The 19,957-nt window shown below is 61.4% G+C and carries 16 protein-coding genes, 1 tRNA gene and 1 pseudogene; 12 read left to right on the forward strand and 6 right to left on the reverse strand.

Annotated features, from left to right (window positions below):
• Nucleotides 1-103 precede the first annotated feature (103 nt).
• The 5 genes from PTE31013_RS21340 to PTE31013_RS21360 all read left to right on the forward strand — a co-directional run bounded on the left by PTE31013_RS21340 (nucleotide 104) and on the right by PTE31013_RS21360 (nucleotide 4,192).
• Nucleotides 104-316 (forward strand): DUF4224 domain-containing protein, encoded by a 213-nt coding sequence (locus PTE31013_RS21340; protein ID WP_150614651.1) that lies wholly within the window; start codon nucleotides 104-106, stop codon nucleotides 314-316.
• Nucleotides 313-1,407 (forward strand): tyrosine-type recombinase/integrase, encoded by a 1,095-nt coding sequence (locus tag PTE31013_RS21345; RefSeq protein ID WP_246174800.1) that lies wholly within the window; start codon nucleotides 313-315, stop codon nucleotides 1,405-1,407. The genes PTE31013_RS21340 and PTE31013_RS21345 overlap by 4 nt, the downstream gene beginning before the upstream one ends.
• A 46-nt stretch (nucleotides 1,408-1,453) precedes the next feature.
• Nucleotides 1,454-1,580 (forward strand) — tRNA-Leu (locus PTE31013_RS21350).
• Between the two features lie 189 nt (nucleotides 1,581-1,769).
• Complete coding sequence (locus PTE31013_RS21355) at nucleotides 1,770-2,063, forward strand: hypothetical protein (protein WP_150614652.1); 294 nt, start codon at nucleotides 1,770-1,772, stop codon at nucleotides 2,061-2,063.
• 74 nt (nucleotides 2,064-2,137) lie between these two features.
• Entirely contained in the window at nucleotides 2,138-4,192 is a 2,055-nt protein-coding gene (locus PTE31013_RS21360) for an acyltransferase family protein (protein ID WP_150614653.1), read from the forward strand.
• 291 nt (nucleotides 4,193-4,483) lie between these two features.
• On the opposite strand, the gene PTE31013_RS21365 is transcribed toward PTE31013_RS21360, so the two are convergent.
• Nucleotides 4,484-5,446 carry a 2-hydroxyacid dehydrogenase gene (locus PTE31013_RS21365; RefSeq protein WP_150614654.1) on the reverse strand — a complete coding sequence of 321 codons (963 nt, stop codon included), beginning with the start codon at nucleotides 5,444-5,446 and terminating at the stop codon, nucleotides 4,484-4,486.
• A 275-nt stretch (nucleotides 5,447-5,721) separates the two neighbouring features.
• Between PTE31013_RS21365 and PTE31013_RS21370 the strand changes: the two genes are divergently transcribed.
• The 4 genes from PTE31013_RS21370 (at nucleotide 5,722) to PTE31013_RS21385 (ending at nucleotide 9,624) form a co-directional block, all read left to right on the forward strand.
• Nucleotides 5,722-6,480 (forward strand): SDR family oxidoreductase, encoded by a 759-nt coding sequence (locus PTE31013_RS21370; RefSeq protein ID WP_150614765.1) that lies wholly within the window; start codon nucleotides 5,722-5,724, stop codon nucleotides 6,478-6,480.
• A gap of 57 nt (nucleotides 6,481-6,537) precedes the next feature.
• Nucleotides 6,538-7,860, forward strand: coding sequence for an MFS transporter (locus tag PTE31013_RS21375; protein ID WP_150614655.1), 1,323 nt, complete (start codon nucleotides 6,538-6,540; stop codon nucleotides 7,858-7,860).
• A 26-nt stretch (nucleotides 7,861-7,886) separates the two neighbouring features.
• Nucleotides 7,887-8,279 carry a VOC family protein gene (locus PTE31013_RS21380; RefSeq protein ID WP_150614656.1) on the forward strand — a complete coding sequence of 131 codons (393 nt, stop codon included), beginning with the start codon at nucleotides 7,887-7,889 and terminating at the stop codon, nucleotides 8,277-8,279.
• 100 nt (nucleotides 8,280-8,379) lie between these two features.
• Entirely contained in the window at nucleotides 8,380-9,624 is a 1,245-nt protein-coding gene (locus tag PTE31013_RS21385; protein WP_150614657.1) for a citrate synthase, read from the forward strand.
• Between the two features lie 373 nt (nucleotides 9,625-9,997).
• Here the strand turns inward: PTE31013_RS21385 and PTE31013_RS25205 are convergent, their stop codons facing one another.
• Nucleotides 9,998-10,207, reverse strand: a complete 210-nt coding sequence (locus PTE31013_RS25205; protein ID WP_246174803.1) for a hypothetical protein — start codon at nucleotides 10,205-10,207, stop codon at nucleotides 9,998-10,000.
• Here PTE31013_RS25205 and PTE31013_RS21390 point away from each other — a divergent pair.
• From PTE31013_RS21390 to PTE31013_RS21400, 3 genes are all read left to right on the forward strand, one after another.
• On the forward strand, nucleotides 10,206-12,155 hold the full coding sequence (locus tag PTE31013_RS21390; protein ID WP_246174805.1) for a TonB-dependent siderophore receptor: 1,950 nt from the start codon (nucleotides 10,206-10,208) through the stop codon (nucleotides 12,153-12,155). The genes PTE31013_RS25205 and PTE31013_RS21390 overlap by 2 nt on opposite strands.
• A gap of 346 nt (nucleotides 12,156-12,501) precedes the next feature.
• Nucleotides 12,502-12,777 (forward strand): hypothetical protein, encoded by a 276-nt coding sequence (locus PTE31013_RS21395; protein WP_246174807.1) that lies wholly within the window; start codon nucleotides 12,502-12,504, stop codon nucleotides 12,775-12,777.
• A 107-nt stretch (nucleotides 12,778-12,884) separates the two neighbouring features.
• Nucleotides 12,885-13,748 carry an NmrA family NAD(P)-binding protein gene (locus tag PTE31013_RS21400; RefSeq protein ID WP_150614659.1) on the forward strand — a complete coding sequence of 288 codons (864 nt, stop codon included), beginning with the start codon at nucleotides 12,885-12,887 and terminating at the stop codon, nucleotides 13,746-13,748.
• A 40-nt stretch (nucleotides 13,749-13,788) separates the two neighbouring features.
• Here PTE31013_RS21400 and PTE31013_RS21405 read toward each other — a convergent pair whose 3' ends face one another.
• The 4 genes and pseudogenes from PTE31013_RS21405 to PTE31013_RS21415 all read right to left on the reverse strand — a co-directional run bounded on the left by PTE31013_RS21405 (nucleotide 13,789) and on the right by PTE31013_RS21415 (nucleotide 19,667).
• Nucleotides 13,789-14,676: an alpha/beta fold hydrolase gene (locus tag PTE31013_RS21405; protein WP_246174809.1), complete on the reverse strand. Its 888-nt coding sequence runs from the start codon at nucleotides 14,674-14,676 to the stop codon at nucleotides 13,789-13,791.
• Entirely contained in the window at nucleotides 14,669-15,850 is a 1,182-nt protein-coding gene (locus PTE31013_RS25395; RefSeq protein WP_425495584.1) for a glycosyl transferase family 8, read from the reverse strand. The genes PTE31013_RS21405 and PTE31013_RS25395 overlap by 8 nt, the downstream gene beginning before the upstream one ends.
• A 267-nt stretch (nucleotides 15,851-16,117) precedes the next feature.
• Nucleotides 16,118-16,825, reverse strand: a pseudogene (locus PTE31013_RS25400) (tetratricopeptide repeat protein); the annotation flags it as partial.
• A 103-nt stretch (nucleotides 16,826-16,928) separates the two neighbouring features.
• A complete protein-coding gene (locus tag PTE31013_RS21415) occupies nucleotides 16,929-19,667 on the reverse strand; it encodes an autotransporter domain-containing protein (RefSeq protein ID WP_174978670.1) in 2,739 nt (912 codons plus the stop codon).
• Nucleotides 19,668-19,957: the final 290 nt, after the last annotated feature.

Genomic DNA, 19,957 nt, shown 5'->3' on the forward strand with positions numbered 1-19,957 from the left:
ATACCGAAGAGCAAGGATTTTCGAAGCATGACCACCCACCCGGCCACGGCCGAAGCACTGAAAGAGATTCTGCGGGTAACTGCGAGAGATTGGGAGTTGAGCAATGAGTGATACGTTCTTGACTCGGCAAGAGGTGAAGGAGTTAACTGGTGCGCATAGCCGACAGCGGCAGATTGACACGCTGCGACTTCAACGCGTGCCGTTCTTCGTCAATGCTGCTGGCTGGCCGGTTGTGACGCGGGCCGTTCTGAGCGGCGATCGCGCTGCCCCACAGCAGGCAACAGGATGGGCGCCGCGCGTCCTGAGGACTGCATGATGGGACGCAAGCCGTCGAAGAATTTGAATCTGCCCGTCGGTATGCGAGCCAGGCCGAGAGGGCAGAAGGTCTTTTACTACCTCGATAGAGGCGGTCGACCGCGTGTGGAAATTCCACTCGGGTCGGACTACGTGCTCGCGGTCGCGGAATACTCGCGGCTGCTCCAGGACGTTAAGGCGCCGGTCGGAGGATTGTTCGATGACATGGCAAAGCGGTACGAACGCGAAGTCATCCCTACGAAGAAACCGGGAACCCAACGCGACAACCTACGCGAGCTTGAAGCTCTCCGGGAGTTCTTCGCGGGCGCGCCATTGGCCGAGATCAAACCGTTGCATTTGCGCCAGTATATGGATTGGCGCCCACAATGGGGCCAAATCAAGGCGAAGCGGATCAACGAACAGCGAGCCAAGGACGGCATGGCGCCTGTGAAGATTCCCCCACTCGGCGGCAATGTTCGCGCAAACCGTGAGAAAGCCCTCTTCAGCCATATGTGGAACAAGGCCCGGGAATGGGGCTACACAGATGCCCCTAACCCTTGCGCCGGCGTCAAAGGCTATCGAGAGAGTGGGCGGGACGTGTACGTCGATGATGACTTGTTCCGCCGCGTATACGACGCTGCAGTTCAACCTCTGCGCGACGCGATGGATCTAGCGTTCCTGACTGGGCAGCGCCCGTCGGATGCACTGAAACTGACGGAAGCCGATATCAAGGATGGCGCGCTGTGGTTGCGCCAAGATAAAACTGGCACGCCGGTACGCATCTCAATCGAGGGTCAGTTGAGCAATGTGATCGAGCGAGTCAAGGCTCGCAAGACCGCAAGCAAGGTCAGAGCCTTGGCGCTAGTCTGCGAGGCCAACGGGCGGCCGCTCAGTGCGCGCGCGCTCCGAACGATGTTTGATGACGCCCGCGAAGAGGCCGGGATCGAGAAATCTGCTTTCCAGTTCCGTGACCTTCGAGCGAAGGCCGCGACCGAGAAAGACATGACCGAAGGCATCGGTGCAGCACGCGACCAGCTCGGCCACTCGTCGGAAGCCATGACCCGGAAATACGTGCGCCACCGCGCGGGAAAACTGGTAAAACCGACGCGCTGAAAATGTTCCGCAATTTTTCATGGTGCCTTGATACATAAGGCTTTCAGCCTGTGGATAAGTGGTAGTTTGAGGAATATGTTTACGGCATAAATCCTTGATTTTTCTAGTATCCCCGCAGGACTCAAAATCCCCCGCCGCAAGGCGTGCCGGTTCGATTCCGGCCCTGGGCACCACAATATCTATATCCTGCAAGGCTTCCTTGTCTGTTTGGCGCAATGGCGCGGGGTCATCGCATGTGCGCTGGATCGGCAACGCACACCAATGCGAATCCACGCGCGATAGCTCAGATGAAATCTCCCCGACTCATAGCACCGCCATAGAAAATTTGTATGTGTCGCTCATAGTCGATCCGGCCATTTACCATGCATCAATGTCCACACCGCCCCCGCGAGCGCGACGGACGGTGTCAAGAATTTGGCGATCTTCCCGAGTACTCCAAGGAAGTGGATGCCACCCTGCATGATCTAAAAGACCTCGATCAGGCCCTTCATGGCCTCACCGGTCGCTTTGGTCTGCATCGTGTTTGCGACCATTTCGGCCCGCATCGCCGCAAGATGCTGGCTCACGAATGCGCGAAGATCACTCTCGAACATTTCCATGATCTGTTCCTGATCCAGGATTCCCCGGAAATGAAAAAGCCACCCTCGGGTGACTGATCTAAAAAGTTGTATGATTTCCGGCTATCTTTTTGCGCCGCAGCGGATACCCCCGCGGGAATAAAGCCAATCGAATGCCCCAGAACTCCGAGAGCCGTCCTTTGCCCCGAGAAAATCAGCGAGAGCGTAATTCTCACCCCGCATATCGGCCAGACATTGACGGCCTACGCGCCATCGCAATATTGTCTGTCGTGCTATTTCACGCCTGCCCGACGGCTGTTCAAGGCGGCTTCGTCGGCGTCGATGTTTTCTTTGTGATCTCCGGCTTCTTGATTTCAACGATCATTTTCAAAAGCCTGGTTCGTGGCGACTTCAGCTTTGGTCAGTTTTACGCTCATCGGATCAAGCGCATTTTCCCGGCGCTTCTTGTCGTGATTCTTTCGTGTTTTGCCTTCGGATGGGCGGCCCTGTTTCCCCCCGAACTCCAGCAACTCGGCAAGCACATCGCAGGTGGCACGGGGTTCGTCCAGAACTTTGTCCTGTGGGGTGAATCCGGGTACTTCGATATAGATTCTGAAAGCAAGCCACTGATGCACCTGTGGTCCCTCGCCATTGAGGAGCAGTTCTATCTCATCTACCCGCTCTTTGTATTTGTCGCTTGGCGTTTGCGGCGGAATATCCTGGCTGCGCTGCTCGTGCTCACCACCTTGTCGTTCGTCTTGAACGTCCAGGGCGTGCAAACCGATCCGGTCCGCACATTTTTCCTGCCGCAAACGCGTTTTTGGGAGATTCTTGCCGGTTCGCTGCTTGCCTATGCCCAGACGTTCGAGGTGGTCAAGATCCAGCGATTACAGGGATGGCTGCGCTCACACGGCTCGGACGCTTTGGCGCGAAACGCGCTGTCTATAGCCGGGTTCATATTGATCGTTGGGACGGTATTTGGCCTGAATTCTGACATGCAGTTTCCAGGATGGTTGGCTGTGCCACCGGTAGCGGGTAGCTTCCTGCTATTACTTGCGGGACCAACGGCGTACGTAAATCGTACGTTGCTGAAAAATCGAACCCTTGTCTTTGTCGGGCTCATCAGCTATCCGCTCTATCTCTGGCACTGGCCGATCCTCTCGTTTCTACGCATTATTGTCGGGCAGTCTGCTCCACTCACACTTCGCCTTGCCGCCGTTGGCGCAAGCTTTGTTCTCGCATGGCTGACGTATCGACTGGTGGAGCGCCCAATCCGTCGGGGACGTAATACGTCGGCCAAAACGGCAGCCCTTTGCACCTTTGCGCTTGTTGCATTTGCCGTGGGCTACAGCACGTTCAGCAGCACGGGCTACCCGTCACGCCGTGTTGCCATGGACAATAGCTACGCAAGCGCAAAAGCCCAGTTCGAGAGTAACGCACCGTCTGCCTGCGGCAATGATCAGGCATTCGCCGGGCTGGAACCTGTCTGCACCAAGTATCTCGCGGCTGGCGCGACGCAGACGGTATTTCTCTGGGGGGACTCTTCTGCCGAAGCCTGGTCACCGGTATTCCGACAGATCGCCTATCAGCGGAACATGAACGTCATCGTCGTGAGTCATCCGGCTTGCCCACCGATCATTGGCGTGCGCGAGACGTCATTCGAATTTCCCCTGGAACAACAATACTGTGGCGATGGAAAAACCGGGGAGAAAGTACTGCGTGCCATCCGCGCTTCGAAGCCGAGTGCCATTTTTTTGATCGGAGCCTGGGACTACTTCGGCCCATTCCATCACAGCGCGCTTACCGACTCGCCGGATGACAAAACCGCTACCGAAAAAACGACCATCAAAGCCCTTTCTGACAAAGTTCCGGCAACGCTTAACGCGCTGTCAAGCATTGCAAAAGTGGTGGTTTTCAAAAGCTGGCCAATCCTTGGCTCCGATCCGGACTATGGTGTTGTTCGACTCCCATTCCTCGGACGAACAACTTCTCGTGAGCTTCAGACGAACGAACGTCACGAGCTTGAGGGAGCGTTTATCAATGAGATCTTCGAGAAATCAAACGTCGCGAACATAACGTATTTCGACCCATCGCACGCGATCTGTGCAACCGTATGCGCGACGACGAAGGACGGGGTCCGTCTATACTCCGACCGATATCACATCACGGCAGCCGGAAGCATATTGTTCGAAAAACAAATTGCGAAGCTGATTCCGGTTGGCGATTGATTGGGAGATTATTACGGCAGCTGATCCGATCAGCTCCGGGTAATAGCTTGGGCAGCAGCCACGGTCGTAGCAGCTCGCAGTTCAGCCTTCAGCATCTGCAGCTTGCTGAAAGCAGCGCTGCCTTGGTGCTCCCCCGGATTCTAGAACGCGATGCTACCGAAGACGGGGGGACGTCGGGTTTGCCACGCAGCGGCGCGGCGTTGAAAACGCCAGCCGTGATTCCCGCTGCGCCGCTTCGCGGCCACGCCTCGGTGCAAACACCATACGGGCTTCTTGCGAAGTCGAATCCCGTCAGACCGGGTTCAGCACGCTGCGCCCCTCAAGCACAGCCGCCACATTATCCAACGCGACGAACCCCATCTGGTCGCGCGTCTCGATCGTCGCGCTCGCCATGTGAGGGGTAAGAAATACGTTGTCCAGCGATGCGAAGCGGGCATCGATATTGGGCTCATTTCGATACACATCGAGCCCCGCGCCGAAAAGATGTCCCGACGTCAACGCACCGTAAAGTGCATCTTCGTCCACCAGATCTCCACGCGCCGCATTCACGAATACCGCCCCCTTCGGCATGAGGTCGAACTGCTGCTTCGTCATGAGTGGTGACCCGCCACCGGGAACATGCAGCGAGACCACCTGGCAATGCGGAAGCAGCTCCGTGAGGCTGGGATAGAACACCGCCCCGTTCTCCAGCGCTGGCGACGTCCGCTGGATGTCGGTGTAGGCCACCTTCATGCCAAACGCCTGCGCGCGCTTTGCCACCGCTCGTCCAATACGTCCGAAACCCACGATGCCAATCGTTTTTCCGTTGACACGCGTCCCCAGCATGTCCGTCATGCCAAACGATTTCCCCCAACCGGCTCGCATGATCTTTTCGTATTCCGCCGCACGCCGACTTGCTGCCAGCACCAGCAACATGGCAAAGTCCGCCGTGCATTCGGTCAACGCGTCGGGCGCGTTCGTCACGACGATGCCTCGTTCACGGGCAAACGCCACGTTCATGTGATCAACGCCCGCGCTAGCGTTGGCAATGACCTTCACCGTGGCTGGCAACGCTGCAATGTGCGCTTCCTGCAAGCCTGATTTCTTCCCCACCAGAACCGCTGGCACGTCGTGCGCCTTACAGAACTCCACCACCGCCCATGAGTCCATATCAGACTCGGTTACGTAGGCATTGAACTCCGACAATGCACGGCTCGCCACGGCTTGTGGCACTTTTCGCGCGATCAACAGTTGAGTGCGGGGGCTTTGCGACATGTTCTTTCCTCCAGGTAGACGGTCGCACAAAGACTACGGAACGCGCCAGCCCAAGGTCAATGTTGATTGAATCAATCAACCCATGACCGCCGCCAACGCGCGCCCTTCGATCGCATCCAACCATGAGATCCCCCGCCTCCATTCGCGTATCAGGAAAACCCTGAGGCGCCACCGCGTGGGTGCGCGTCTGGATGTTGATTGAGCGAATCAAGATTGCCCGGCCGACTCAGCCGATGCCATTCTCAGCTCGTGACCCACTGAGGAAAGGTAATGTCATGTCGACTTCGAAGCAGTTCGCCGCCGTCACGGGTGCCGGTTCCGGCATCGGTCGAGCGGCCGCCATCGCCCTCGCCGCTTCCGGATTCACTGTCGCGTTGATCGGACGCACGGATGCGCCCCTTCACGAAACCAAAGCAGCCATCGACGATGCCGGCGGACACGCCCATATCGCGGCGGCCGACGTCGCCGATGAAGGTTCCGTAGACGCGGCGTTCGCGCAAATTGTGCGCGAGTTCGGACGTCTGGACGTCCTCTTCAATAACGCCGGACGCAACGCCGGCGCCGTGCCGCTTGACGAGTACGCGCTCGATTTCTGGAACGACGTCGTCGCAACCAACCTGACGGGTGTGTTCCTGTGCGCGAGAGCCGCGTGGCGCATCATGAAAAATCAAACGCCGCAAGGCGGGCGGATTATCAACAACGGATCCATCTCGGCGCACTCCCCTCGCCCCAACACCATCGCCTACACCGCCACCAAGCACGCCGTGTCGGGCATCACCAAATCATTGGCACTGGACGGCCGCCCCTATCGCATCGCCTGCAGCCAGATCGATATCGGCAATGCGGCAACGTCGCTCACGGAGCGGATGACGCGTGGCGTGCTTCAGGCCGACGGAAGCGTGGTGCCGGAAGCCCGAATCGACGTCTCGCATGTCGCTAACGCGGTCACCCACATCGCCAGCCTCCCGCTCGAAGCCAACGTGCTCAATATGACCATCATGGCCACCACCATGCCCTTCGTGGGCCGCGGATAACCCACCCGCCTGCCCCACAAAAACAGCCACAGGCAGGCCCCCGATTAGGAGACATCAATGAAATTCGCAGAGGAACAACACCTGTCGACGCTCGACACAACATCTTGCGATAGCTCGGCAAGACCGTCAAAGGTCAGATATGTCGTGCTATCGATGTTGCTGGTCGCGACGATTCTGAACTACGTCGACCGATCCGCCCTCGGCATCGTCGCCCCAAGCCTTTCAAAAGACCTCGTTTTGAGCAAGATGCAGATGGGAGAGCTGTTCGCTGCATTCGGTCTCGCGTACTCCATCGCCTTGCTACCCAGCGGCATCCTTACCGACGTGCTTGGCTCACGGATTGCCTATGCACTCTCGCTGGTCGGATGGTCGCTAGCGACGGTAACGCAGGGGTTGGCCAACGGATATCACATGTTGCTTGGCTCCCGCCTGACGATGGGCGCGCTTGAGGCCCCCGCGTTTCCATCGAATGCGCGCGCGGTGACGCTATGGTTTCCAACGCAGGAGCGCGGATTCGCGACCAGCGTCTACGTCATGGGACAGTACATCGGGACGCCAATTTTTACCGGACTTCTGCTGTGGATATCGGCAGTCGCCGGATGGCGTTCCGTGTTCTTCGTCACGGGCGGCTTCGGCATTCTCTTCAGCGTGATCTGGTTCTGTGCGTACCGGGATCCCTCGCGGCATCGCTGGGTGAACAAGGCGGAACTCGAGTACATCAACGAAGCGCGCTCCCCGTCCGCCCAAAAATCGCGAGAGAAGTTCAACTGGCGCATGGCGCTCAAACTGCTCGGATATCGCCAGATTCTGGCCATTTGCCTCGGCAAGTTCTGCAACAACACGATCCTGGTGTTTTTTACCACCTGGTTCATGACGTACCTGGCCGAGGCTCGTCATATGTCCATGATCAAGGTCGGGATCTACCAGGCACTGCCCTTCCTGGGCGCAACACTCGGCATTCTCGTCGCAGGTTGCCTCTCGGACTTCTTCATTCGCCGCGGCGTCTCCCTCTCCGCCGCGCGCAAAGCGCCGCTGGTGATTGGAACGTTGCTCGGGTCGTCCATCGTCCTGGTGAATTTTGTCGAATCCAACGCGTGGGTCATCGCCATTCTGACCATTGCCTTCTTTGCGCAAGGTGTCGGGTCGATGTCCTGGGCCGCCGTGTCCGAGATCGCGCCGCGCCAGTATGTCGGCCTCACCAGCAGCATCACGAGCCTCGCCGCCAACATCGCTGCCGTAACGACGCCGCTGATGATCGGTTACGTCATTCAGCATACGGGGCACTTCTACTGGGCGCTGAATCTCATGGGCGCGATCTGCCTGCTCGGCACGTTCTCGTATTCCGTTCTCCTGGGCAAGCTCTCAAGAATCGAGCTTTGAACGCCCCCGACTATCGATGAAACATCATGATTGAATTTAGATGGGATCACCTTCAGCTCTGTTCGGCTGACGCTCAAGCGACGGTGGCCTGGTTTGCACGGTGCCTGAATGCGGAAGTGGTTCGACGCGCCGGGCGAGTGGATCTGCGCATCGGGGCCATCAACCTCTTTATCACCCAACTCACTGGGGCGCACACGACCGAAGTTTCACCTGGCACGCGCGCGCAAGGCATCGATCATTTTGGCGTGACCGTTGACGATCTCGATGCCGCCTTCGAACACCTCAAGGCCTGTGACGCCGACATCGTCGAGCCGATCAAGCCGGTCCGTGCCGGCGTCCGGGCGCTTTTTGTAAAGTCACCTGGCGAGATCCTCATTGAGGTGCTTGAGCGCAAGCCTGCCGAGATGACTTTTACTTGAAGAGTCGTCAATATTGAGGCGTCCTCCTTGGGACTCACTTGAAACGAGTGAGTCCCGTCGCCCGTTTTGGGTGCCATGTCCCGTACTGAAGGCCCATTCCATGCGAACCTGGATCACGTTGACCGAAGCGGCCCGACAGTTGGGAGTTCAAGCACAGACGATCTACGCCTATGTCAGCCGCGGCAACATCGCCGTCATGCCCGACCCCGCCGATCCGCGAAAGAGCTTGTACCGCGCGGAAGACGTCGCGGTCCTTTGCAGAAAGAAGCAGGTTGGCCGCAAACGGGCGGCCCTAGCCGCAGGGACGATATTTGGCGCCGAGCCCTGCATCCACAGTGCAATCACCGCGTTTTCCAAAGGGCGCGCTTACTACCGCGGGCGCGATAGTATCGGTCTATCTCAATCGTCGACGCTCGAGGACGTTGCCGCGATTCTGTGGAATGCGCAAACGGCAGTTTCATTCGATACGGGCGGAACCCCACTTCAGTGGGAAGAGCGCGGCAGACAATGCGCGTTCATGTCCCTGGCCGCCTTGGCCGCCAACGGTCACTCGACACACGGACGTACCGACCGAGCGTTGCATGCCGAGGCAGGTCGTCTGGTCGCGCTCGTCTCCCAAGCGTTTGGTGCGCAATGCAACGACACGTCGAGATTGACGCATGAGCGGTTGGCGCTCGGATGGGGACAAGGAAGCGAAGGCACCGACCTCATTCGCAGAGCGTTGGTACTCGTTGCCGACCACGAGCTAACCAGCTCCGCCTTTGCCGCCAGAATTACGGCCTCTACGGGGGCGTCATTGCCGGGGTGCCTGCTCACCGGGCTGTCGGCCTTTTCGGGACCGCTGCACGGGGACGCCTCGGGCCGGGTGCGCGCGGTATTCGATCACGTGGAGAGAGTGGGAGCGGACAGTGTGGTCGCGCATCACTTGCGGTCCGCCATCCCGATCCCGGGATTCAATCATCATCTCTATCCCGACGGCGACCCTCGCGCTCAAGCGTTGCTGGAGCGCCTCGACCCGCCGCAAGAGCTCGCGTCATTCATCGAGAAGGTCATCCACTTGACGGGGCTTCAACCGAACATCGACGTCGCGCTTGCCGTCCTGGCCTCGCAGCTCAAACTCCCTCGCGATGCTTCCTTCGCCCTGTTCGCGACCGCCCGAAGCGTCGGCCTGCTTGCGCACAGCATGGAACAACTCAACGTTGGAAAGGTAATCCGACCGCGTGGACGTTACACCGGCCCAGCTTTGGAGAACGCGGATTCGGTGCCGCCGAAAGACGATCGCAATGGATTGCCCGACGCCGCAACGGTAGACCGGAATCGCGTATTCAAGACGATCATCCGCTAGCCACGATCCCGCGGGATGTGCGTACCGCATCGCCGGATACGATCTCAAGCTCGCCTTGATTACCCCGACTTGCGCCGTACCTCGCAAGGTGTGCGATATTTCAGCGCACCGAGGCAGTGTTGCGGGTTGCGGTAGACCAGCACCTCAGTTGGATTGGACATGACTGTCGCGGCATCGGCTATGCATCGTGCCGGGCGACCACCCGGGGGCGGGCGAACATGCCCCTTTACCAGCCAGGTGCAACGTCGCCATAACGATCGGCATCGATACAACAGGCGTTGATTACTGAGCACGTCTCGTAGTAGGATGCCCGACTAAATTAATAATAATTCTCATTATCATTTTTATTGTCGCTGATGCGCTACCGCCCGATTCACGCAGCCCTTCTGACGGCTTTCGTCGTCACGTCACCACTCGCCTTCGCGCAAGTCGCCTCCCCTGACGCGGCGAGTTCGGCCACGGCAAGTACAACGAAAGCCGACGCGGTCACGCCCGATGCCACCCCCTTGAGCACATCCGGCGCGATTGCATTGCCGGTAGTGTCTGTCAGCGCGAGCAGCACGCCCCGTACCGCATTCGACATGCCCGCCGCCGCCCAGGTCACGAAGTCGTCGGTGCCCCTGAACGAAACGCCGCAATCGATCAGCGTCGTCACGCGTGATCTGATGGACGCGCAACAGGTCCAGACGCTCAACGATGCGCTGCACGACGTGCCCGGGGTGATTTCGGGCACGTATGGCCGACGAGGCTGGGACGACTTCATCATTCGCGGCCAAACCGCGTCGGATTCCGTGTATCTCGATGGACTGCGTACGGCCATCAACAACCGCTTCGCCGAAGAAACCTTCGGCCTGCAACAGATCGAGGTGCTCAAGGGCCCTGCCACGCTGCTCTCCGGGCTCGTGCTGCCGGGCGGCATGGTCAACCTGGTCAGCAAGCGGCCAGAAGCCGATACGTTCGCCAACGTCGATGCTACCGTGGGCAGTCACGGCTTCTACCAGAGCAGCGTCGACATGGGCACGCCACTCTCGGAGAACGGCAAGGCCGCATTGCGCATCAACGCGCTCGCGACGAACAGCAACGACGCTACCGACTACGTCTGGTCGCGCAATCGTTATATCGCGCCGTCGCTGTCACTCGATCTCGGCCCACGCACGGAATTCACCATCCTGACCAGCTATCAGGAACGCAATTACATCCGCCAGCAAGGCCTGCCATGGTCCGGTACACTGCTCGCGAACAAGAACGGCAGCCTGTCGCGCAGCACCTTCACTGGCGAGCCCGGCGAGCGGCCATATTCAGGTCACCAGGCACGGATCGGCTACAGCTTTGCCCACCATTTCGACTCGGGCTGGACCGTGAACCAGAACTTTCGCTGGCAGCAGCTCTCCATGGGAGGCCAGCTCGTCGCGAACGGAAAGGTCGCCGCAAACGGTTACACACTGAACCGCACGGCCACCGATTCGCAATGGTCCGGCGACACGCTCTCGCTGGACAACAACGCGCAGAAGACCTTCGACACCGCGCTCGGCCGCCACGAGATCACCCTCGGCATGGACTACATGCGAGGGCGCGAAGACGTCACCTCCACGACCTGCTCGGTGGGCTCGATCAACATGTATGCCCCGGTCTACACCGGCGCGATCACCTGTCCGGCTACGCCGAGAACGCGCACGTACACCACGATCCGCGATCTGGGCCTCTACGCGCGCGATCAAGTCGCGCTGGGCCAACGCTGGCGCGTGCTGGCGGGCATGCGCTACGACAGCGCATCGAGCAACGCGCTCAACAAGCTGACCAACACCACGAGCGGCAACCCGTCGAACGCCACCACGGGCTCGCTCGCCCTGATGTATGAGCTGTTCCCCGGCGTGCGCCCTTACGTGAGCTACGCGACCTCGTTCTACCCGAACAGCGGCGCAGACGTAGGCGGCAATGCGTTCGATGCGGAAACGGGCAAGCAGTGGGAAGCGGGCGTGAAGTTCGACATCCAGAAGGGCCACACGAGCGTGACACTCGCGGCTTTCGACCTTCGCCGCCGCAACGTGCTGGAGAGCGATCCGGACAACGACGGCTACAGCATCGCCGTGGGCGAGGAGCATTCGCGCGGCGTCGAATTCAGCTTCAACACCGCACCGACGCATCAGTTGAGCGTGACCGGCGGGTACGCCTACACGTCGGCCGTGATCGCCGACGATGGCGGCCAGACACCGTCGACCGACGGCGTGCGCATCAACAACGTGCCGCGCCACAGTTTCAATGTCTTCGCGCGCTACAAACTACCGGGCGAACTACGCCGCTGGGAGATCAACGGTGGCCTTCGCGGCCAGAGCAATCTCTATGCGTACGGCTATACGATTCCTGGCTTCGTGGTCAGCGATGTGGGCGTGCGCTACACGGCACCGAGCTGGCACGCCGCGCTGAGGCTGAGCAACGTCTTCAACAAGCATTACTACACGGGCGGCCTGAGCAATGCCGTGGCGCTGGGCGACGATCGCTCGGTGATGCTCACGCTGGGATACCGCTATTGAGGCTCGCGATGCGCCGACCACCCGATGGGCAACCGACGCCCATGTCTCGCTCGGATCACAACCCGCGCCATTTCGGACATCGCCATCCCCCCACCCCAGATCCGCTTCTGCGCTTCACGCACACGCGTACCACGTGAGCCGCCACGTGGCCCCCGCCCATCGATTCTGGAAATACGTCGAAGCTTTCGAGCGGCGACGTCCCGAGCCGACAATTCGGACGTTGCTGAAACTCAAGTCACTTCACCGCTGCGATGATGGAAGCCCCCCCCACCTGAACGGGGGGAACTTCTGGGAGCGACCTATGAGCAATTCGAAAGATGGCAACGTGGCATCTCGAGCGGCGAGTATGACGAAGCGACTCGGGACGAACCCGGCACCGAATGTGCCGAATTCACTGTCAAGAAAGGGCTATGTCGTGTGGTTCCACGACCATGGTGAATATCTGGGACTCGCATGGAACGACTCTGCGGCGGAAATTGAAAGAGCCCACGTCGCCGATGCCGAGCATGCGATCTACTTCGAGACGTTTGCCCAGGCGGCCGTCGCCAGCGACAAGTACATCAGTCCCTGCCGGGTGCTCCATTCCCCCGGGGCAGGCAAACGGCCGAAGCTCATGCGTTAGGACGGCGTGACGGTCCGTCACCGGTGGCGGACCGTCACGCCCCGATTTATGAACTGCCGATTCCCGTGTTACTTTTACGGCAACGTTACTGCGCGTGAGGAGTGGCCATGTACACCGTAATGGGCATCACGGGGCGAGTCGGCAGCGTGCTCGGGCACGATCTGCTCGCGGCAGGCCTACCGTTGCGGGCCGTCGTCCAGGACGACGTCAAATCGCGTCAATGGGCCTCCCGTGGTGGTGAAACTGCCGTTGCGCAATATGGCGATGTCGACGCGCTTACAAACGCCTTTCGCGGCAGCGAAGCCGTGTTCGTGATGCTCCCACCGAACGCGGACCCCGAGCATGACTTCTCACATGCGCGGCACCTGATCGACGCCATTCGGCAAGCGCTGGCCGCCACGCGTCCGAGGCGCGTCGTCTGCCTGTCGAGCGTTGGTGCCGACTGCGAGGCGCCAAGCCTGCTCACCGCGCTGCACATGCTCGAGACGGCAATGGTGTCGTTATCGCTGCCCGTGACGTTCCTGCGCCCGGCCTGGCTGATGGAAAACTTCGCATGGGATATCGAGCCCGCACGCGAGCGCGGAGAACTGCCGAGCTATCTACAACCGGTGGATCGCGCCATCCCGATGGCGTCGACGAGCGACGTCGGCCATTTCGCGGCACGCGCCATGCAAGAGGACTTCACCGACGAGCGCGTCTGGGAAATCGAGGGGCCCGAGCGGTATTCGCCCGACGACATCGCCGCCGCGCTCGCCCGGGTGCTCGTTCGTGACGTCCGCGCCGAAGCGGTGCCCCGAGCCGGATGGGATCCGCTGTTTCGGGCGCAAGGCATGCGCAATCCGATGCCGCGCATCCAGATGCTCGACGGATTCAACAACGATGCGTTCCACTTCCGCGACGACGGCAAACACGCGCTGCGCGGCAATATCACGCTCGTCGAGGCGATTGCCGCATTGGTGCGTGAAAGCTGACACTAACGGCCTGCGTCAGCCCACCCCGTCATCCCCCCCACTACCGACCACCGCAGAGCGGCGTTTGCGCGAGGAGTGCGTGCCAACGCTGCGCCCAATCGCCATCGTGAACGACCCCACGCACCAGCACCGTCGTCACGCATTGGCCACCCACCGCTGCCGCGAAACGTCGCGCGACTTCCGCCGGCACCACCGTATCCTGCGAACTGCTGAAATGCACCTGCGCGATCGTGGCGACCCGACGAGCCACATCGATGGGATTGCGCGAAGCGGGCATCGGCGAGACATGATGCAAGCGATTGACGTATTCGACGTCGAGATTTCCCGCTACCGTGCGCAGCGAGGCAACGTCGCTACGGCGCGCGGCGATCAACACGGCAACGGCGCCGCCGCCAGAATAGCCGACAAGCTCGACGGGCTGCCCCGGCGCACGCGCAACCAACTGATCGACTGCCGCATTCATCGCATCGATCACTTCCGGGGCAAATCGCTTGCCGGTCCAGTAAGCCATGCGACAACGCGGGTTATCCTGCATCGGCGTGAACTGGCAGGGCCGCGCCAGATACACAACGTTGGCGGAAGTATCGGCAGCGGCAAGCGCCAGACCGGTCGCTGCAACCGGTGTCGGATCGAGCGACGGTTCGGTACGCGAGACCCACGCCAGACCGTCGCCTTCGATATAGATGCGTAGCGGCTTATCGGTACGTGTGATGCGCGAGAATGCGGTAAGCCGAAATTCGCCCGCCGACAGCGTTTCTCGTTTCAGGCCGGCGGGTCTTGCGAGCGATGCCGCATGGGCGTCGCGATCCAGACTGGCACAACCCGAAACCAGCGACACGGCGCCAACGACCGCCGCGCAGAACAGGGAGCGCAGAAATCCGCGAGCGGCATCACAGGCCCGGCACACGCTGCCCGCTCGATCAAGCATGACCATCCCCCCCGTGCGCGACAAACTGCTGCAACGCCTGCGCCATACGCTCGACGACAGGTTGCCACTGTGCGTGGGCCGTCTGGCGGAATAGCCGCATGCCGGGATACCATGGCGAGTCGTCCCGGTCGAGCAACCAGCGCCAATCGGGCACGAACGGCAACAGTACCCACACCGGACGCCCCATCGCCCCCGCCAGATGCACGGGCGACGAATCGACCGAGATCAGCAAATCCGCGAGATGCAGAATGGCAGCGGTATCCTCGAAATCGCGAATCTCATCGCTCAACGACACCATCGACATACCGTCGGGCGGCGTGTTTGCCTGCGACGCCGCCGGCCCCTTCTGAACCGACACAAACGTCGCGCCGCAACGCCCCAGGGGCGCGAGTTGCTCAAGCGACATGGATCGGTTGCGGTCGTTGACGTGCTCCGGACGCCCGGCCCACACCACGGCCACCCACGGCCTCGGGACACCGGCCAGTCTTGCGCGCCAATGCGCGACGCGTTCCGGATCGGCGCTCAGGTAGGACACGTCGCCGGGCAGATCGGACAGCGTCAGCCCCATCGCCATGGGCAGGCTCATCAGTTCGCAATGCTGATCGAACGCGTCCGATAACGTACCGCGCGCGACGATATCGACATTGCCCCACATGCGCCTCGCAATCGACAACGCGTCCCGATTGACCTCGAAAATCACCCGCGCCTGACTGCGCTCACGCGCCCAGCGCGCCATACGCATGAACTGGAACGTGTCGCCATAGCCCTGCTCGTCGTGAATGAGGAGCGTTTGCCCGGGAATCGGCTGGCCGTCCCAACGCGGACGCTGCACCCTACGCTCGATCGACTGGGTGTGTTCGAGGCTGTAGCGGTAGCGATACTCACGCCAGCCGCGCTCGAAGTCGCCCAGCAAAAGCAGCGTTTCAGCAAGATCGAAGCGGTTGGACAGCTCGCCCGGCACCTGACGCGCGAGCATGTCGAGGACTTCGCGTGCCTCCTGGACCTTGCCCTGCGCGCGCAACGCCACGGCGAGCAATCGCCACAGCGGCATCGGAGCCACGCCGGCCGACACGACCTCGCGCAGCATCGCCTCGGCGCCTTCATAGTCGCCGCGATGCACACGCGCCACGGCCGTTTCGTGAATCGCGGTCAGATCCGGCGACACGGGAGACATCGAGCACGCAGGCGACGGGACGACACCCGATGGTGCGCCGTCTGCTGGTATGGCGTTCGCGCCGTGCGCTGCGCGTGCCGCCACATCCGCTTCGACAGTCGTCAGCGCGGCCCGCGCATCAGCACTCTCGGGCAGACGCGCGATCGCTTCGCGGGCACAGGCCAGCGCCTCGTCCAGCCGCCCCACGACACGCAGAATCCGGGCGCGCGCCACAAGTGTCGAAGGGTGCGCCGACGCGAATGCCGACATCACCTCGACAATCTGCAACGCCGCCGCCACATTACCGCGTGAGAGCTCGATGTCGGCGAGATTCCGGTAGGCGTCGACAAACTGCGGCGCCAGTTCGATGGCGCGACGCGCAAGCGTCTGCGCCTCGGCGTGGCGCTGTTGAGCACTCAACAACGACGCCAGATTGCTGTGCGCATCGGCGCGTTGCGGGTCGAGCTCGAGCGCCCGGCGGTAGTGTGCTTCGGCGACGTCCAGACGCCCAAGCAGGCGAGCCGTATTCCCAAGATTGTTCTGAGCATCGGCTGACGCCGGCAGGTGTTCGCTCACGCGCGTGAGACACGCCAGGCTCTCGTCAAGCTGCCCTGTCTCCTGCAAAACGATCCCGAGGTTGTTCCATCCGGCGACGAACGTCGCGTCCACCTCGACGGCGCGACGCGCCGCCGCCAGCGCATCGCCGAGACGTCCCGCCTGACGGCACATCTCGGCCAGGTCCGACCAGCAGGACGCGGGGGCACCAGGTGCCCGGCAGGTCGCTCGCAGATGGTCGATTGCCATGTCGTGCTTGCCATAGGCATGCGCCATCAGGCCAAGCAGATAGTGTGCATCGGGATGCCCGGGAGATGCGTCGAGCACGCGCCGGCACAAGACTTCTGCCTGCGGCGCCTGCCCAGCCTGCCAGTGAGAACGCGCCAGCGCCATCGCCTGTGCGAACGTCAGCGTTCCGGGAGTCGAGGAAGCGGAAAACATCTGGGTAGCGCCGGGAAGCGGTGGAGATGGGGCGATACTTCCACGCCGGTCGCCACCCTGTCAACGTCGACGACCGCCGGTCCTGTCTGGACGTGACAGGTGTTCAGAAGCGCTGTTGCACGCGAACAATGCCGGTGTGCGACACGAAGCCCGAGCCGGCTTGCAGATCATAACGAATCGACGCGCTCAGGTTGTTCGCCCGCATGAGCGTGACACCCACACCGACCTCGGCCAGATTCGAAACCGGCGTCGCGCCCACGGTCGTGAAACCCGTCTGGCCAGCGGAGTCGCCCGCGAAGCTGGCACCCGTCGTCTGGCGCGTTCGGTTGTACTCGTGTACCCACCGTAAGCTGAGCTCAGGCACCCACATACCCGCCGCCGTTTCGAACGGCAAGGCGAGCTTCGCGCCCAGCGCGCTACGCACCGAACTGGCGCCGACACGGCCGACCGTAAGCGCCGAACCATTGCCACCGGTTTCCGTATAGCCGTTCTGATTCAGATAGCCATACGTGACGCCCGCAAGCGGTGTGACAATGGCACGCCCCAGCGCCAGCGGCCAGCCGAATTCGGCGCTGACCACGTATTGTTGACCGTTGAAGTTGCCGTTGGCCACGCCATTGAAGCCCTGCATCGACACCCGTCGCGTCGTATCGTAGCGTTGCAGCACCGCCGAGCCAGACAGGTTGACGTACCACGGCTCGCCAGTGTAGGCGGCGTAGCCGATAAGGCCGTACCCGTTCACGCCGGTCGAATTGCCGGACGTGCTGCCGTCGTTGTTGATGACCGTGCGCGAGAACTGGAACGCCGCCCCCGCACGCCAGCGGTCGCCGAACGCACGATCCGCACCGACAACCAGTCCACCGTAGTTGGCGCTGTAGCCGTCGACATCGTCACGCGCCGACTGGCTGGCGTGACCCCCAAAGGCCTGTCCCCAGACGCCCCAGTTGGCGGGACTGTCGCCCGTCGCAACCCCAGTCCCCCCAGCCTGCGCCACGCGCAGACTGTCGACATGCGCACTGACCACGCCCAGCGAATCGAATGTGGCAGCACCTGCGGCACGCGTATTCTGTGCCGGCGCGAGCTGCTTGCCGACACGATTGGCCGAGTTCGTCGAACCGTCGCTCAGCGAGCCGAGCGCCGCGTTGTACAGGTTGAGAAGTTGGGCATCGCTCACGCCGGTGAAGCCCAGCAAGCCGCGCAGCGACGATTGCGCGTTAGGTGCCGATGCGATCATCGCGTTCGTGCGAGGATCGGCGGACGGCGTCGTGCCGGAGTCGCCGCCACCATTGCCCGAACCGGCGTTCGTGTTCGAGATCACCGTCACGACCAGATCCTGCCGACTGCCGTTAGCCACCTTGGCACCGGTTGCGCCGAGCGTCGACGAACCGTTGACGCGATAGACCAGCGAACCTTCGTTGTAGATGGCCGTTCCCGCGGTGTCGATCACGACGTAGCGCTGACCGGCCGCGAACGAATAACCGAGCGATTGCAGGGCGATGCGCGAACCCGCTGCAAGTGTCGTGTTGCCGCTCACAACGAGGCGTCCATAGCCGCTGTCGGTCGTCATATCGCCGGTCGTGACGGCATTGCCTGCCACACCGATCTGGAGCGTAGCGCCCGCCGCCTGTGCATAGTTGCCGGAAACCTGAATCGCCTTGTTCACCTGCAATAGCGACGCGTCGTTGAACGCCGTTCGCACGCCAGCGAGATTCAGATCGTCATTGAGCAGGAGATTGCCGCCATTGAAGTGCAAGTCGGCGAGCGAGCTGGAAAGCGTCCCCGGGGAGGTGCCACCGAAGCCCGTCAGCGTTCCCATCGCCGCGCCGGACGCGCCGGCGATAGACAGGGCTTGCGTGCCGGAATAGGTAATATTGCCCGCAATGGTGCCAGCGTTGTTGATCTGATCGAGTGTCGCCGTCGCCGAGGGATTCGAGATGGCCGCAGCCGCGCCTGTGATCAGCCCACCCGCGAGGTTGTTGATCGTCCCGATCGAGTCCTCGTTGTAGATTCCGTAGTTCCCGCCCGAGATCGTTCCGGCGTTGTTGATCGTGCCGATGGTGCCGTGATAGGTCGTACCACTGACCACCGTACTGCCATTGTCGATACCCGTGCCGAGCGTGCCGGTGCCGAGAATCAGGCCGGTGTTCAGGTTGTCGATTGTCCCGATGGTCGCGCCCCGGTTCTTCACCCCGATGTCCGAGCCCGTAATGGTGCCGCTGTTTGTCAGCGTACCCAATTGCGGATTCGCCACACTGCTCATGAACGAAGCCACGCCAGCATTCCCCGAGATGGTTCCCGTATTGGTCAGCGCGTAGAGATGCGACGCGTTAGCCACGCCAGCGTCGCTGGTTGCCGTGATCGAGCCGGAATTGAACATCGACGTCAGTGTGCCGCCGTTATATACGCCCGCGCTGGCCGTGGAAAAAACCAGCCCGTTGTTCTCGAAATGCGAAACATTGCCAGCCGCCGAAATGGACAACGCGTAGGCGCCGGCCAGTGTTCCCGTGTTCAAGATGGTGCCGATCATGCGCGTGATCGAGGCGTAGGTCGCCCCCGTGATCGACAGATTCGCACCGTCGTAGCTCCAATCTGTTGACGAGGTGGTATTGGCCGCACCGAAAATGAGCGATGTCGTGCCACCGATGATGGCAACACGAGGCAGGACGGCAAACGCTGTTCCGGCGTTCAGCGAAGCCACGGCAACGGCGGCGAGCGTCGCCGCTTTGCGCGCACGGCGACGCTCCACCGAGCGCGACTTCCCGCCATGGCCGCCGGCCACCTCTGACGCCACCTGATACCTGCCAAGACTGGCGCTCCACACCACACGATAGACGCGATTCATTCGATTCCCCGGGATACGGCTTTCTTCTTGTCGTGCTTTGCGTCGTGAGTTCAGCACGGGCTCACGCGCAACGACAGACACATCTTCGCAACAACGCCGATATCGGCAGGAACGCCGGCGGTTTGGGCTGACAGGTGTTCCGGCTGAAGGGCGCGGTGACACCATCCTGCCATGCGATGGAAACGATGCGATCCAAGGCAAAGGCATGACGTGCGCCAAAGCCGGGATCACCGATGCCACGAAAAGCAACACGAAACATTCGGACTACACCGCTATTGCTCAACCGTACG

The sequence above is a fragment of the Pandoraea terrigena genome (assembly GCF_902459705.1).
GTDB classification, from domain to species: Bacteria; Pseudomonadota; Gammaproteobacteria; order Burkholderiales; family Burkholderiaceae; genus Pandoraea; species Pandoraea terrigena.